Origin of the sequence: Candidatus Magnetobacterium casense (assembly GCF_019173545.1) — a bacterium.
GTDB classification, from domain to species: domain Bacteria; phylum Nitrospirota; class Thermodesulfovibrionia; order Thermodesulfovibrionales; family Magnetobacteriaceae; genus Magnetobacterium; species Magnetobacterium cryptolimnobacter.
This window is the reverse complement of sequence record NZ_JABXWD010000059.1, coordinates 1-13015: the sequence shown is the minus strand read 5'-3', so window position 1 is coordinate 13015 and position 13015 is coordinate 1. Positions and strand designations below refer to the sequence as shown.

Below are 13015 nucleotides of genomic sequence, written 5' to 3'. Positions count from 1 at the left end.
GCGGCTCCGCTTCTTGGCGCTCCAGGTCACACCTGGCCCCCTTCAGAACCCCCCGCAAGGGGGCCAGCCCCCTTGACCCCTTCCTTGCTTGTTATAGTTACTTATGCTCGCTTACTTAAGTGCAAAGACAAAAGGAATTATACCCATGAGAAAAGCTTATTGACCAAAAATAGAGGCATCTGTTATTATCTTTATATTATAGATACTCTAAGGGAAGAAAGGATATAAATGGCAAAGATATTTATTAGTCACTCCTCTATGGATAAAAACGAGATTGCAACCCCCTTATTTAATCATTTAAAAAAAGACCATACTGTATGGTATGATACCGAAAGCATAGGTCTTGGCAATTCTATAGTATCCCAGATATCAGAAGGAATAGATCAGAGCGATTGTTTTGTCTTGTTAATCTCAGATAATTATAATCAAAGCGCCTTTTGTCAACGAGAACAAAATGTAATAATTTATAGACATATAAAGAGAAGAAAACGCCTTTTAATAGTCAAAGTAAATAGTGCCAAGATTAGCACCATCATAGAAGACCTTAGCTGCATAGAATATAACTCGAACTGCAAAACAATATACATTGAAAGGTATGGCAATACTGCTGTTTCATCAGAGATAGTAGCTGAAGCTTACAAAATAGCAGCAAATGATATAAAGTTTATAAATAATAGCATCTATAAAAGTAATGTTTATAGCCCTATGCTGTTTTATTCAAATATTATAGCAGAATTATCTGAACAAGCGGTAAAGTGTGCTCAAAGAATAAAATATAATTTTGTAAAAGAACTTTCATCAATAAATCATAGTGGTAGCAACAATAATCCAACATGTATTCGTGATAGAGCAGAATGGACAGCCTTTATAGACAATGATCTGCAACATCTTGTAAAGCAACATCAAAATACTATCTCAAAAAGTTCTATCACGACGCTTATCTTATGTGGTGGTCGATCAACGCGTATGAATTCTACGATACCAAAACACATATTACCATTGGGAGAAAAATTTCTATTTGATTGGGTTTCCGATATGATATCAGAAGCAACAAATAAATCTTCGATGATTTATGCAGCGACAGGGTTTAGAACTGAGCTATCAGACCTAATTTATGGTAATAGAATTAGAAATATTAAAAATGAACTTGCTTTTGGAGCAGCGTTTAGAGTTGCTACTTGCTTAGAAGTTCTAGGAGATAATGATGGTCTTTTTATAGTTGTTTATACTGATGTGCCATACCTCTCTTCAACTGCTGTTAGAGCATTAATTGAACATGTAAAGAGCGAAAATGACAGCAAAAAGACCTTTGGTATGCTGACAAGTTATGCAGACTTATCTGAGTATGTGGTAAAAGATGCTCAAGATAAGATAGAACATGTTATCCAAGGAAGGATTGCACCAATGAAAATCGCCGGTCACATGAAAAAAAATGTAGGGCTTTATGTTTTCTACAACACGAAGGAATTTAGAGATGCGCTATTGAATGTCAGCAACGCTAATGTCAGAGGCGAGTATTATTTTGCGGATGTAGTACATGAACTGTACCAAAAAGGATGGAATATAGTCGATGTAGAGGAGACAAGCGTAAATTCTCGATGCGTTAATACTTCAAGTGACTTATTGCTTCTTGCATCAGACATAGATGGTCTTTTTAACTTTGAAACAATGCGTGATAATCTTAAGAAAAACTATAAAATGTCCATACCTGAACATATCAGATATAAGAATAGAGATACCGTGAAAAGAGCTATTATGGAATATAATTGCCCATTTTATTTTATTAAATTCCCTGAATAGGAAATAAACGAGCAGAGGTATCCTCTTAAAAAAGCATGATAAAAGGTTTCGCAGGAAGGGGTCAAGGGGTCAGTGAGGGGCGAGTCGCCCCCGGCTAAGTTCCCCCGGCTCAGTGGGGGGACTGGTCCCCTTGCAGGGGGTTCTGAAGGTGGCCAGATGCGACCTAGAGCGCCAAGAAGCGGCTCCGCCCCTTTCTTTCTTTCTACCATGCAATATAAAGTAGAGGTCATAGAGTCCACATTTGATGGGCTTATTACGGCATTAGAGGAGTTACGTTAAGATGATAAGCGCAAAGACCAAAGTAACGGGGCTTTTAGGCTATCCCGTTGAACACAGCCTGTCACCGGCAATGCACAACGCCGGATTTAATCACCTGGGACTGGATTACTGTTATTTTGGGTTTCCGGTGCATCCCGATGCCCTTGGCGATGCAATCAGAGGACTCAGGGCATTGAACTTCGCCGGAGTAAACGTCACCGTCCCGCACAAGGAAAAGGTCATCCCGTTGCTGGATGAGATCGACGCGGAGGCCAACTTTATCGGCGCCGTCAACACGGTGCTCAATACGGGTGGTGTCCTGCGGGGGTTCAACACGGACGGTCGGGGGTTTTATCGGTCTCTGACGGAGTCCGGAGTTGTTATCCAGGGCAAGAAGGTGTTTATCGTGGGTGCGGGAGGGGCATCGCGTGCCGTGGCCTATTATCTGTGCAAGGAGGCCGTATCGGTGCATATCTTCGACATAGACCGGGGCAAACTCGACACACTCGTTGGCGACCTCAGACGCATAAATCAGGCCGTCTACAGTGAGGCGTCGTTGGCCGGTATCAGCGCCTCAGACATCGTCCTCAACGCCACCCCCCTGGGACTCAAGAGCAATGACCCCACGCCGTTTGACCTTGCACAGTTAAACCCCTCACAAGTCGTTTACGACCTCATATACACGGAAACCCCCCTTCAGCTCCACGCCAGTAAGCTTGGCTGCAAGACCCTCAACGGTCTCAGTATGCTCTTTTGGCAGGGCGTGCTGGCCTTTGAGATATGGACAAAAAAAGATGCCCCCGTCGAAGTGATGCGTAAGGCCCTGTTGGATGCCAGGAAATAGCATGGTGGTTGTGATGTGTGACTATGGTCCGGGATATTCATCACTTGCGTAGCTTACTGAGCTTATGGAGTATTTGTGGTCGGAGTATTACTGGCCGGGAGTTCGTGCCCAGGTATTTGTGGCCGTGTATTTGGTGGCGGGGGATGGATTTGAACCACCGGCCTTCGGGTTATGAGCCCGACGAGCTACCAGACTGCTCCACCCCGCGATACTCTTTAATCATAACATATATATTTGCGTTTGTCAATAGCTAAAATAAAAAAAATAATCCCCTTGTCTATACTCAACAAAAACCCGCGGGATTACTGCATAAGGTGTTTTATTTTACTTTGCCTCTTGATCGCATTAATGGCACCCTCCAGCAGATGTGTCGGAGGCGGTGTGTCAAACTTAAAGAGGTCAGCATCAATGCCGACGTCATCTATCGCATCCGCCAGCAGTCTCTCTATCATGACCGACAAGGAGGTCAAAAACCGATAAGCCTCATCGATTTCCCTGAACTTGTCCGGCTGAAACTCCGGCGGATAGCGCCTGACCAGTTTGTTGTAGGCAGCCTCTATCTCCTGCTTGCTCGCCGAGGGGTCAAGCTGCAACGCCTTAAAGGCATCGTCTTTGGTCAACGCTTCCTCCTCTTTTGCCTTGTCCTGGTTGTCTTAGTTGCCCTGGCAGTGGCTATTTTTCTTAATATTGATGATATCTTCGTATGCAAGTCCTCTAAGCCTGCCTCTCCGTCATTATAGCGGATATCTACCAAGTTGTAAAGCCTTATGAGTATGTTGTTTGCGGAGAATCTCTCAATAATTATCTCTGCCAACCGCAGAAGGATACCTGTGTCAATGCCTTTGAGGTCATCCCAACGCTCGTCAATAAGCTGCAAAAATGCACCGTTCTGCATTGTGACGAGCCCCCCCCTTGGATCATTGGCAATACCCATATTGTAGTAAGCAGTGTTTTTTTGTTTTTCAACAAGGGCTTTGAATGTATCTATTACAGCACTGATGCCGCTATCACCATACATCTTGGCAAACAGACGATAAAAACCCTTCTCAGAGAACTTGTTAGTAGGGAAACAGTCAAGGTATTCCGACAGATTACAAAAAGGTTCATAGTGCTTCATCTCTGCCAGCTCTGTTCTTAGCGTGTTTATGTCTTCGCTGCTACCCCTGATATCCATGAGGTAAGAAAAAAAATCGGGCAACCCTCTAATCTCACTTGATATTGTCCCTAACATCAATGCCGTCTGCAACCTCGACTTGACAATTGCATGTAAGGTCTCATTGAAACCTTCATGTTCGCCAAACAGGTTAATAAGCGGCCTTAAATAAAGGACATCAGGAAATACCAGAGATTCAAAGTTTTTAAACAACCAATCAAGCTCTTCTTGCAAATCGCTATGGTGGTTTTTCAGGATGCCTTGCGCTATTTCCATGAGGCGTCGATTTTTTAAGGTTTCCTTCATCACAATGGCCAGAGTGGCAAGTTTGGCGTTCATACAACCCGACTGTCCAGTCATGAACAAAAACTCCGACAGGTCGCGGTTGGTATCATACAATAAATGTAGGTCATGAATCACCTCTCTGCCCAGGACGTTGGATACGGCCTTCTTTTCCCTTTCCGAAATGGTTTGCTGCAGGTGTGATATCTCTGACATGACCTCGCGGTAGAGGGTTCGCAGATATGCTATATAGCTCCTTGTACCAGATGAGGCATCATGTATTAGTTCCCTGAGCTTGCGTATGAGGACTATCTTGCCCGGGAGGTCTGCCACTGATATCTTTTTCTCTATATATTCGTTGTCCAGTACCTGGGAGTTTACATTAGCGATGCTGTCTTGTATCTGTTCGGCCTTGTCACCGGCGGAGAGGGAGAAGAGAAAGGGCATCTTTATGACACAATTGGCAGCAGCCACGGTATTGCCGCCCCTGGCAAGAGTGGTCAAATACTTGGTCAGATTAACGACAAAGGGATACAACAGTATTTGCCCCAGCTCAGAGGGAAGACCCTCGTGTATGTCGCTTACGTAATTATCCATCTCTGACAGCTTATCACCTTTGACCTTGCCGTCTGTCTTGGCGCCTACCCTGTTGATATAGTCAATATGTTGAGCAAGGTCTTGTGCATAGTCGGCCAGGTCAGTTCCCTGCAGCAATTGCGCAAGGCTCAGGAAGTGTCTCTTTACGATCTTCTCAGGGGTCTTGCAGAAGGAGGCTAAAAGTTTTTCGAGCTTTTTTTGTGGAAAGCTGTCATCCTTCCAGGTCATTACTCGCTTACGGAGCTCCTCTGCGGGCATACTAAGCCCCCCAATCTTCATTAAGTCATCAGTGGGGCTGTCGTCATAGATAAAGCCCCTGATGCCAAATAGCAGTCTTACGTCTGCACTGTTAGGGTGTGACTTTATGGTTACGCAATTGTTCCAGAACTCCTGAAGTCTCTCAGGATGTCTGAGAGCCTGTTTTGCAAGGGTCTGCCAGACATCGTCCCAGTCTTTTTTATAGTGGTCATTAAGGGATGCCTCCTGCACCTTCTCAAGCCACTGCCAGTATCGGCCACCAGAGAGTAGTTTTTCGATCTCTTTTTGCTCTCTCTTTGCCTTGGCCTTATTCAATGTCCTCCAGGGATTCCTCGATTTCTTCTATCATATCAATAAGGCTTGTCTCAAGGTCATCAATGACCTTATCATCCTCTTTGTTCCTTAAGGCACGCTCATATTTTTCGCCGAGTTCTATCAGCTCATTGCGCGAGGTTTTATCGATGCCCTCTTTGTTGCACAGGGCCTTGTACTTTGAGATTATATAATTCAGTACTTTTTCATCGTCACTGCCGTCGGCTGCTGCATCCTTGTCCTTGATTTTTCTGGTTCGTACATCCAGGGTAACTTCCTTGCGATTATCATATCCCTTCTGGTCTACGGTGATGTGTACGATACCCTCCTTGTCGTAGGCAAATTCCGTCGTAACGGTGGAGTTTTCAGGGGCCGGTTTCAATTCAAAGAAGAACTCACCTATCAGGGTGTTGTCCTTACAGGAGATGCTTTCCCCCTGATATACCTCTACGTTGACCCCCTCCTGGTTGTGAATCATCGTATAGTAGCTCTCTGCCCTGCGCACGGGAATCTTTGTGTTTCGTCTGATAATCACGGAGAAGTGATCGGCCTTCCCGGTGCTGAAATCGAAGTTGTCTGCGGTTTTTACGCCCAGGGAGTGCGAGGTAACATCAAGCAGGATGTGCCCCAGGGGTTGTCCGATGATGAGTCCGCCCTGGACTGCGGCGCCAAGGGCGACACACAGGTCGGGGTCAACGCTGTGCTGTATGGGGATGTCAAAGATGGCATCGATGGCTCTCTGGACAAGTGGTGTCCTTGTTGCCCCTCCAACCAGCAGCACCTCGCTGATATCCTTACTGGAGAGACCGGCCTCTCGCAGGGCCTCGTTGACCTTGTCAATGGTCTTGTCCACGAGGTCCTTTATCATAGTTTCGTACTCATCCCTGGAGACCTCGAGGTTGAGGTTTACGGACTCTCCATTGATTCTGGTAACGGATGCCTCCTGTACGGTGACATAGGGGGTATCGGACAGGGCGATCTTTGTCCGTTCGGCGATATCCTTGAGTCTCACCTGCAGGGGGAGTTCTTCAGCAGAGAGGGTTACCCCTGTTTTTTCTTCTATGTGCCGCATAAACATATCAATCAACCGTTGGTCAAAGTCATCTCCGCCGAGGTTGGTGTCTCCGCATGAGGCCAGGACTTCCTTGATTTCGCCTCTTATCTCAAGGATTGAGACGTCGAAGGTTCCCCCGCCGAGGTCGTATACGAGTATATATGGTGTGTTAAGCGTGTCGATTCCCGTCACGTAGTCATAGACCAGGGCGGCGGCCGTGGGTTCGTTGACAATACGCAGGACCTCAACGCCTGCCAGCTCGCCGGCTGTGATTGTTGCCCTTCTCTGGGCGTCATTGAAGTAGGCCGGAACCGTTATTACGGCCTGCTTTACCGCAAAACCAGTTGCCTGTTGTGCCTTTTCAATCAGCCGCCTGAGGATGAAGGATGACACCTCTGCTGGGGATAGCTCTTTGCTGCCAAGTTGGACGGTGGTCTCTTTACCCATCTGGCGCTTTATTGATCGTACCGTGTGATGGGGGTAAACAGACAGACGATTAATAGCCTCCCTGCCAACCAGCATGCGCCCATTTTGCTCATCAAAACTCACGACGGAAGGTAAGATCGGACTACTGCCCTCCACGGCAATAACGAAGGGTTTACCGTCTTTGAGGTATGATATGCACGAGTTGGTGGTCCCCAAGTCTATACCACATATGATAGATTGCTCCTGTCCACCTGGTGATTGTTCTTTTGTTTTTTTCATTGTTGCACTCTCATCTAATAAAAATCTCCTATAATAACCCTTGCCGGTTTTACGACGTCTCCCCTGTACCGATACCCTGGTTGGAGTACCCTTTCAACCGTTGGATTGTCTGTCTGCTGACAGGTGCTCTCTATGGCCTCATGTAGTGCCGGGTCAAAAGGCACCTCAATGTCACGTATGACCTCAAGGTTGAACATGGACAGGACGTTATCGAGTTTCTGCCACACTATTTCGATAGCCTCCTCTTGCCCAGGCGATATGTACTCATCCTCTGTAAAAGACTCCCCCAGGAAGAAAAAGTTATCTGCAAGCTCCATAAGGGGGTGCAAGTCTTTTATGCTTTTTTGGTCGAGCCGTTCGATAATGTCATTTTTTATGACCTCCAATGAGATACTCTGTCTCCTTATTGCCTTTTTTATATCCTTTATCTCATCCAGCAGTATGTCATCTGCCGGTATCTTATCGGATGATATCTGCTCTTGCGGCATATAGTCGATCAATGCAACAGGAGGAGGATAGTGCTTTTCCAGCGCCTTGTTAATCCTGTCACCTATTTTTCTGATATAGCGTTCGAATCTGTAAAAGCGTTCTTTGGCCCTTTCAAACATGATATTGTATGCTACACGAAGATACGATGGTCTGTCAAGGGGGCGAATTGCCTCACATAAAAATCTATACGAAATTATAATAAACCTCATATACTGAAATGACGCAGGTTTTTTCAGGCATGATATTTGATTAACAAAATAATGGGGTCAAGGGGGCTGGCCCCCTTGCAGGGGGTTCTAAAGGGGGGCGGAGCCGCCCCTTTCTTTCTTCTATTTGAGCAATTTTGCAAGGGGTCAGCGAGGGGTCAGCGACCCCCGGCATAAAAGGGGCGAGCCGCCCCCGGCTAAAAAACCGCCCTCTTCTCTATCCCTTCTTTTCTGCTTCCTGGGCTTTGAGGTTGACGGTTGAGTACAGGTGGTAGGCGCAATCGGGGCCTACGAGCTTGACCGCTGCAGCGTAGGGAATCTGCGCCTTACCGCTGATGACCATCTTCCGGTAGAGATACTTGAGCCGAATCTGCCGCCCCTTGTCCGTCTCCATCATGACGATTGCCCCCTGCGCTTGTTGATGGCCATTTCGTATAACGCCACATACTTCCTGGCCGCCTTAGTCCACGGAAAACGCTTCGCCATCGCCCTCCTGACCAACCCCTCCATCGTATCCTTCTGATTGTAGTACGTGTAAACGGCCCAACCCACCGTGTCCACCAACGCACCAGCCGTAAGGTCGTAGAACTTAAACCCCGTCCCGGTGTTGGCCTCAACGTCGAGATTGTCTACGGTGTCATCCAGTCCGCCAACTGCCCTCACTATGGGCAACGTGCCATAACGCATACTGTACATCTGGTTTAACCCGCACGGCTCAAACAACGACGGCATCAGGAAGAAATCCGCACCGGCCTCTATCTTGTGGGCGATGGCGTTGTCATAACCGATGTAGCATCCAAACTTATCGGGATACTGCCTGGGCAGGTCGCCGAAATAGAAGTTCGCCCAGACCTCGCCCGTCCCCAGCAATGCCACCTGGATATCAAGCTCCATCAGCCTGTAAATGGCCTCGGCCAGCACGTCGATCCCCTTCTGCTTGACTAGTCTCGTAATCAGCCCGATAATCGGGACATCAGGTCGCACCGGCAGACCAAGACTGCCCTGAAGGTCGGCCTTGCAGAGGGCCTTGCCGCTGAGGTCGTCGGCGTCGTAGGTGGCGGCGATGAACTTGTCGGTCTGCGGGTTCCACTGCTCGTAGTCCACGCCGTTGATGATGCCATAGAGGTCGGATGCCCTGTCTCGCAACACGCCGTCGAGTTCAAAGCCAAACTCCGGCGTCTGTATCTGCCGGACATACCCCTCGCTGACGGTGTTGACGAGCGTGGCGTGGTAGATGCCACCCTTGAGGAGGTTGATGTTGCCGTCCTTTTCAAGCTCCATGTGATTGAAATGCCCCCAGCCAACACCAATGACGTCCATCAGTCCCTCGTAGAACTCGCCCTGATGCTGGATGTTGTGGATCGTCAGCAGTGTGGCGCTGTCACCGAGCATCGGTTCATTCCTGTAGTCGGTGTTAATCAGCACAGGTATGGCCGCCGTGTGCCAGTCATGGACGTGGATACAATCAGGTCTGAACCCCACTTGTTTGCAGAGTTCCAGGGCCGCACGCGACAGAAACACAAAACGATTGTCGTTGTCCATGTAGCCGTCGCCATTTATATTTGAATAAAAGCCGCCATCACGGCTGAAGTAATCGTGATGTTCAACGGCGTAGACTGTCCCACCACCCCCGTCCTTGGTATCTATGATCGGACACTGCCACACCGAACAGGCCATCTCCCCAATCACACCCATTGGCACCGCAACGTGCCCTGCAGCCAGGGTCATGTCACCCCCACGCTGCTCAATCGTCTTGTACCGGGGGATGACCACCCTGACGTCGTGCCCCTGTCTGACCAACTCCTGCGCAAGAGAGCCTACCACGTCGGCCAGTCCACCCTCCTTGGCAAACGGCACCATCTCCGAAGACACCATTAGTATGTTTAACTTCTTAGACAATTATGCTTTCCTTCCTGTAACAACAACCGTTTCTGTCAAAAGCTGTGCCGTGATATCCTCAAAACCAGCCTCTCTAAGCCACCCCTGCATTTCCGTGACGGTATAGCACCTGCCCTCTTCGGTGGCAACCAGCATGTTTATTGAAAACATGGCGCTATTAAAGGGCTGCGTCATGTTGTCCTCGATGTAGAACTCGTGGATGACAATCTTGCCATTGGGATTTAAGGCATCCTTTGTACCTTTTATCAGATCTCTGCACTGTGTGACCGAGCTTGAGTGCAGCACCTGACTGATAATGGCCAGGTCGTAGCCACTTCCGATGGAGTGCGTCGTGAAATCCCCCGGCAGGAACCTTATGCCCTCAACACCGGCACCCCTGATGACCTCCGCTGCAATATCGATGGTCTCCTGTCTGTCAAATAGTGTGACAGCAATCCCTTGCCTTGCCATCTCCATGGCGTAGGTGCCGGGGCCGCCTCCGATGTCAATGGCGCTGGAGACGCCACCTAAGTCGATTACGTCAAACAACTCCCTGACCTTGAGTGAGGCAATGTTGTGCATCCCCATGATGAAGGCGCTCTGGTCGTGCGCCACGCGGTTTGGCTTGCCGGTTCTCACGATGTCGTCCAGGCCGGACCAGTTGCTCCAGAGGTTGTCGTTGTGGCTGATGATGTCCACCTGCGACAGCGGACTCCCGCTTACAAGACACTGGTTTGCCAGGGGGGAGTTGACGTAGCGTGTTTCGTCCTTTGTCACCAGCGCCATCGACACAAGGGCATCGAGGAGGATCGTTGTAGCACGCTCATCGGTACCGAGGCATCGCGCTGCCTCCTGCGCCGTCGTCGGTTCGGTGAGTCGGTCAAAGACCCGCAGGTTGGTGGCGGTAAACAGCACCCTGCTCTTGCGGTATGCACCCATGTAGTCCTTTAGCAGTGCTAATTGTTCCGCATCCATAGTCATAGTCATAAACTCTATATCTCCTTAATAATTCACGTTACACACGGCAATGTCTGTAATACACCGGAGCTTGCTTAAATTATTCATGATTATTCTACCATATTTCCACTATGCTTTTGCGTAACGGTAAATTTGTTCTCCATCATAAACGCTACAAAAAAAAGAAGGAGGGCGGCTCCGCTTCTTGGCGCTCCAGGTCGCACCTGGCCCTCCTCAGACCTCCCCCGCAAGGGGAGGGGCGAGGCGCCCCGGCCAGAAAGAAGTCCCCTTGACCCCATTATGCTTAATACTATTTGCTATTGTCATAAGTTAATGAACCGTGCTATTGTAACAATATGATATACAGGGTGTGTATGACATTAATCGTGGTAATTTTGGGATTGCCGTTGACTTCCCTGGCGATACCCGAGTATACGGGACAAACTGGCAAGGACTGTCTCTCCTGCCATGTTGAACCCAGAGGAGGTTCAACTCTGACAGCCGAGGGTCAACGGTTCAGGGATACGCTTAAAGACAAGGGGCTGTACAAGTCCGTGACGACGGCACAGAGGATAATAAGGCTTATCGTGGGATATATCCACATGTTGACGGCAATCATATGGTTTGGGGCGATCTTCTACGTCCACATCCTGTTAAAGCCGGCGTATGCCTCCAAGGGGCTGCCCAGGGGGGAGCTACGGATAGGGATATCTTCAATCGTGATTATGCTTGTAACGGGGATATTATTGACCATTGCGCGAGTATCTTCCCTTGAGGTCATGTATACCACGCGGTTTGGGATACTGTTGTCGATAAAGATAGCCCTGTTTTTGGTTATGGTTGCATCGGCGATTGTTGTGATATTTGTGATAGGCCCGAGGCTGAAAAAAAGTTTAAAGAAGGCCCCCGGTGAGCAAAAGGACACATACACGCCCGATGAACTCGCCAACTTTGATGGCAAAGACGGCAAGGCCGCCTACGTCGGATATAATGGCAGCGTCTATGACGTCTCAAACAGCAGGATGTGGAAAAATGGCAACCACGCCAGAAAACATCAGGCCGGTATCGATATGACGGAACTCCTTAAGACTGCGCCTCACTCCGATGAGGTGTTAAAGAGGGTGCCCATTGCAGGAAAGCTGACTGTAACAGAGACAACGCATGAGATGCCCGTATACATGAGGGTGTTTTACGTCCTGGCCTACATGAATCTCGTCATTGTTTTTCTGCTTGTATTTGTGATATCCTTGTGGCGATGGCTATAGAAACTGAAATATCAATGGAGGTAGTATGGGTGACGTACATGTTTATTTAGACAAGGCTATTGGGTTGCTGATGCTCTATGCACCAAAATTCTTGCTTGCCATTGTTGTGTTGTTTCTGGGACTGAGGGCGATCAAGGTATTTGTGAGTGGCGTGATGCGGGCCATGAGTCTGGGAAAGCTGGAGCCTTCGTTGCAGTCGTTTTTGGGGAGCCTGCTGGGGATATTGTTGAAGGTCTTGCTCTTTATCAGTGTTGCCTCGATGATTGGTATTGCTACGACGTCGTTTGTGGCCATACTTGGAGCTGCGGGGTTGGCTGTTGGATTGGCCTTGCGTGGAAGTCTGGCCAACTTTGCCGGAGGGGTCTTAATCTTGTTCAATAAACCTTTTAAGGTTGGCGACACTATTTTGGCCCAGGGGTTTACGGGTAAGGTAGAAGAGGTGCAGATATTTCATACAGTAATTGTTACCTCTGACCACAGGACGATTATCATCCCTAACGGCCCACTATCGGGTGGGGTAATTGCGAACCTCTCAACGGCAGCACAGCGGCGCGTGGATATGACGTTTAAGATCAACTGCGGTGACGACTTCCAAAAACCCAGGGATATATTAAACAACCTGATGATGATGGATAAACGCATCCTGAGCACCCCGGAACCAACCATCAAGGTCATTGAGTTTAACGACGACACGGCAAAATTCGAAATAAACGTCTGGTGTAATACGGCCGATTATGCAAGCATCGTAAACGACATGTCGGAGATTGTCAAGGCCTCATTTGACAACATCGGGATGAAGATCGCCTTTCCGTAGTTTTTTTTACAGACAGTGTTAAAAACATTGTTATACTATACTTTTGCACTTTTTTATTAACTGGCTTTTTATGCGGTTTTTGAAAATGGATTCCCGTTTTCACGGGAATGACAAGAAATGGTATTTTGCGCCCATCTGTGTCA

11 protein-coding genes and 1 tRNA gene are annotated in these 13015 nt (G+C 48.2%); 4 read left to right on the top strand and 8 right to left on the bottom strand.

Translation table 11 applies throughout. The features are described 5' to 3' along the window. Positions 1-228: 228 nt before the first annotated feature. Complete coding sequence (locus HWQ67_RS05045) at positions 229-1800, top strand: TIR domain-containing protein (RefSeq protein ID WP_218251559.1); 1572 nt, start codon at positions 229-231, stop codon at positions 1798-1800. A 280-nt stretch (positions 1801-2080) separates the two neighbouring features. Further along, positions 2081-2902 carry a shikimate dehydrogenase gene (locus HWQ67_RS05040; RefSeq protein WP_218251558.1) on the top strand — a complete coding sequence of 274 codons (822 nt, stop codon included), beginning with the start codon at positions 2081-2083 and terminating at the stop codon, positions 2900-2902. 131 nt (positions 2903-3033) lie between these two features. Here the strand turns inward: HWQ67_RS05040 and HWQ67_RS05035 are convergent. The 8 genes from HWQ67_RS05035 to HWQ67_RS05000 form a co-directional block, all read right to left on the bottom strand. Beyond that, positions 3034-3110 (bottom strand) — tRNA-Met (locus HWQ67_RS05035). 94 nt (positions 3111-3204) lie between these two features. Next, positions 3205-3522, bottom strand: a complete 318-nt coding sequence (locus tag HWQ67_RS05030; RefSeq protein ID WP_218251557.1) for a DnaJ domain-containing protein — start codon at positions 3520-3522, stop codon at positions 3205-3207. Then, positions 3519-5507 (bottom strand): hypothetical protein, encoded by a 1989-nt coding sequence (locus HWQ67_RS05025; protein WP_218251556.1) that lies wholly within the window; start codon positions 5505-5507, stop codon positions 3519-3521. The genes HWQ67_RS05030 and HWQ67_RS05025 overlap by 4 nt, the downstream gene beginning before the upstream one ends. Beyond that, the gene (locus HWQ67_RS05020) at positions 5500-7263 is read right to left on the bottom strand and encodes an Hsp70 family protein (RefSeq protein WP_218251555.1); all 1764 of its coding nucleotides are present in this window, start codon (positions 7261-7263) and stop codon (positions 5500-5502) included. Before HWQ67_RS05020 ends, HWQ67_RS05025 begins: the two co-directional genes overlap by 8 nt. Before the next feature lie 14 nt (positions 7264-7277). Next, positions 7278-7871 (bottom strand): nucleotide exchange factor GrpE, encoded by a 594-nt coding sequence (gene grpE, locus HWQ67_RS05015; RefSeq protein WP_218251554.1) that lies wholly within the window; start codon positions 7869-7871, stop codon positions 7278-7280. A gap of 304 nt (positions 7872-8175) precedes the next feature. Beyond that, positions 8176-8355: a hypothetical protein gene (locus HWQ67_RS05010; protein WP_218251553.1), complete on the bottom strand. Its 180-nt coding sequence runs from the start codon at positions 8353-8355 to the stop codon at positions 8176-8178. Continuing rightward, positions 8352-9833, bottom strand: a complete 1482-nt coding sequence (locus HWQ67_RS05005; protein ID WP_425340701.1) for a glycogen synthase — start codon at positions 9831-9833, stop codon at positions 8352-8354. The genes HWQ67_RS05010 and HWQ67_RS05005 overlap by 4 nt, the downstream gene beginning before the upstream one ends. A gap of 24 nt (positions 9834-9857) precedes the next feature. Continuing rightward, complete coding sequence (locus HWQ67_RS05000) at positions 9858-10823, bottom strand: methyltransferase (RefSeq protein ID WP_218251551.1); 966 nt, start codon at positions 10821-10823, stop codon at positions 9858-9860. A 344-nt stretch (positions 10824-11167) separates the two neighbouring features. Between HWQ67_RS05000 and HWQ67_RS04995 the strand changes: the two genes are divergently transcribed. Together HWQ67_RS04995 and HWQ67_RS04990 are read left to right on the top strand one after the other, a co-directional pair. Beyond that, positions 11168-12058, top strand: coding sequence for a CopD family protein (locus HWQ67_RS04995; protein ID WP_218251550.1), 891 nt, complete (start codon positions 11168-11170; stop codon positions 12056-12058). 25 nt (positions 12059-12083) lie between these two features. Then, a complete protein-coding gene (locus tag HWQ67_RS04990) occupies positions 12084-12872 on the top strand; it encodes a mechanosensitive ion channel family protein (RefSeq protein WP_218251549.1) in 789 nt (262 codons plus the stop codon). Positions 12873-13015 lie beyond the last annotated feature (143 nt).

Bases quoted from the DNA above. Each gene is read 5' to 3' on its own strand.
- HWQ67_RS05010 (WP_218251553.1), bottom strand. From the start codon at position 8,355: ATGATGGAGACGGACAAGGGGCGGCAGATTCGGCTCAAGTATCTCTAC.
- HWQ67_RS05040 (WP_218251558.1), top strand. From the start codon at position 2,081: ATGATAAGCGCAAAGACCAAAGTAACGGGGCTTTTAGGCTATCCCGTT.
- grpE (WP_218251554.1), bottom strand. From the start codon at position 7,871: ATGTTTGAAAGGGCCAAAGAACGCTTTTACAGATTCGAACGCTATATC.
- HWQ67_RS05020 (WP_218251555.1), bottom strand. From the start codon at position 7,263: ATGAAAAAAACAAAAGAACAATCACCAGGTGGACAGGAGCAATCTATC.
- HWQ67_RS04990 (WP_218251549.1), top strand. From the start codon at position 12,084: ATGGGTGACGTACATGTTTATTTAGACAAGGCTATTGGGTTGCTGATG.
- HWQ67_RS05000 (WP_218251551.1), bottom strand. From the start codon at position 10,823: ATGACTATGACTATGGATGCGGAACAATTAGCACTGCTAAAGGACTAC.
- HWQ67_RS05045 (WP_218251559.1), top strand. From the start codon at position 229: ATGGCAAAGATATTTATTAGTCACTCCTCTATGGATAAAAACGAGATT.
- HWQ67_RS05005 (WP_425340701.1), bottom strand. From the start codon at position 9,833: ATGGTGTCTTCGGAGATGGTGCCGTTTGCCAAGGAGGGTGGACTGGCC.
- HWQ67_RS04995 (WP_218251550.1), top strand. From the start codon at position 11,168: ATGACATTAATCGTGGTAATTTTGGGATTGCCGTTGACTTCCCTGGCG.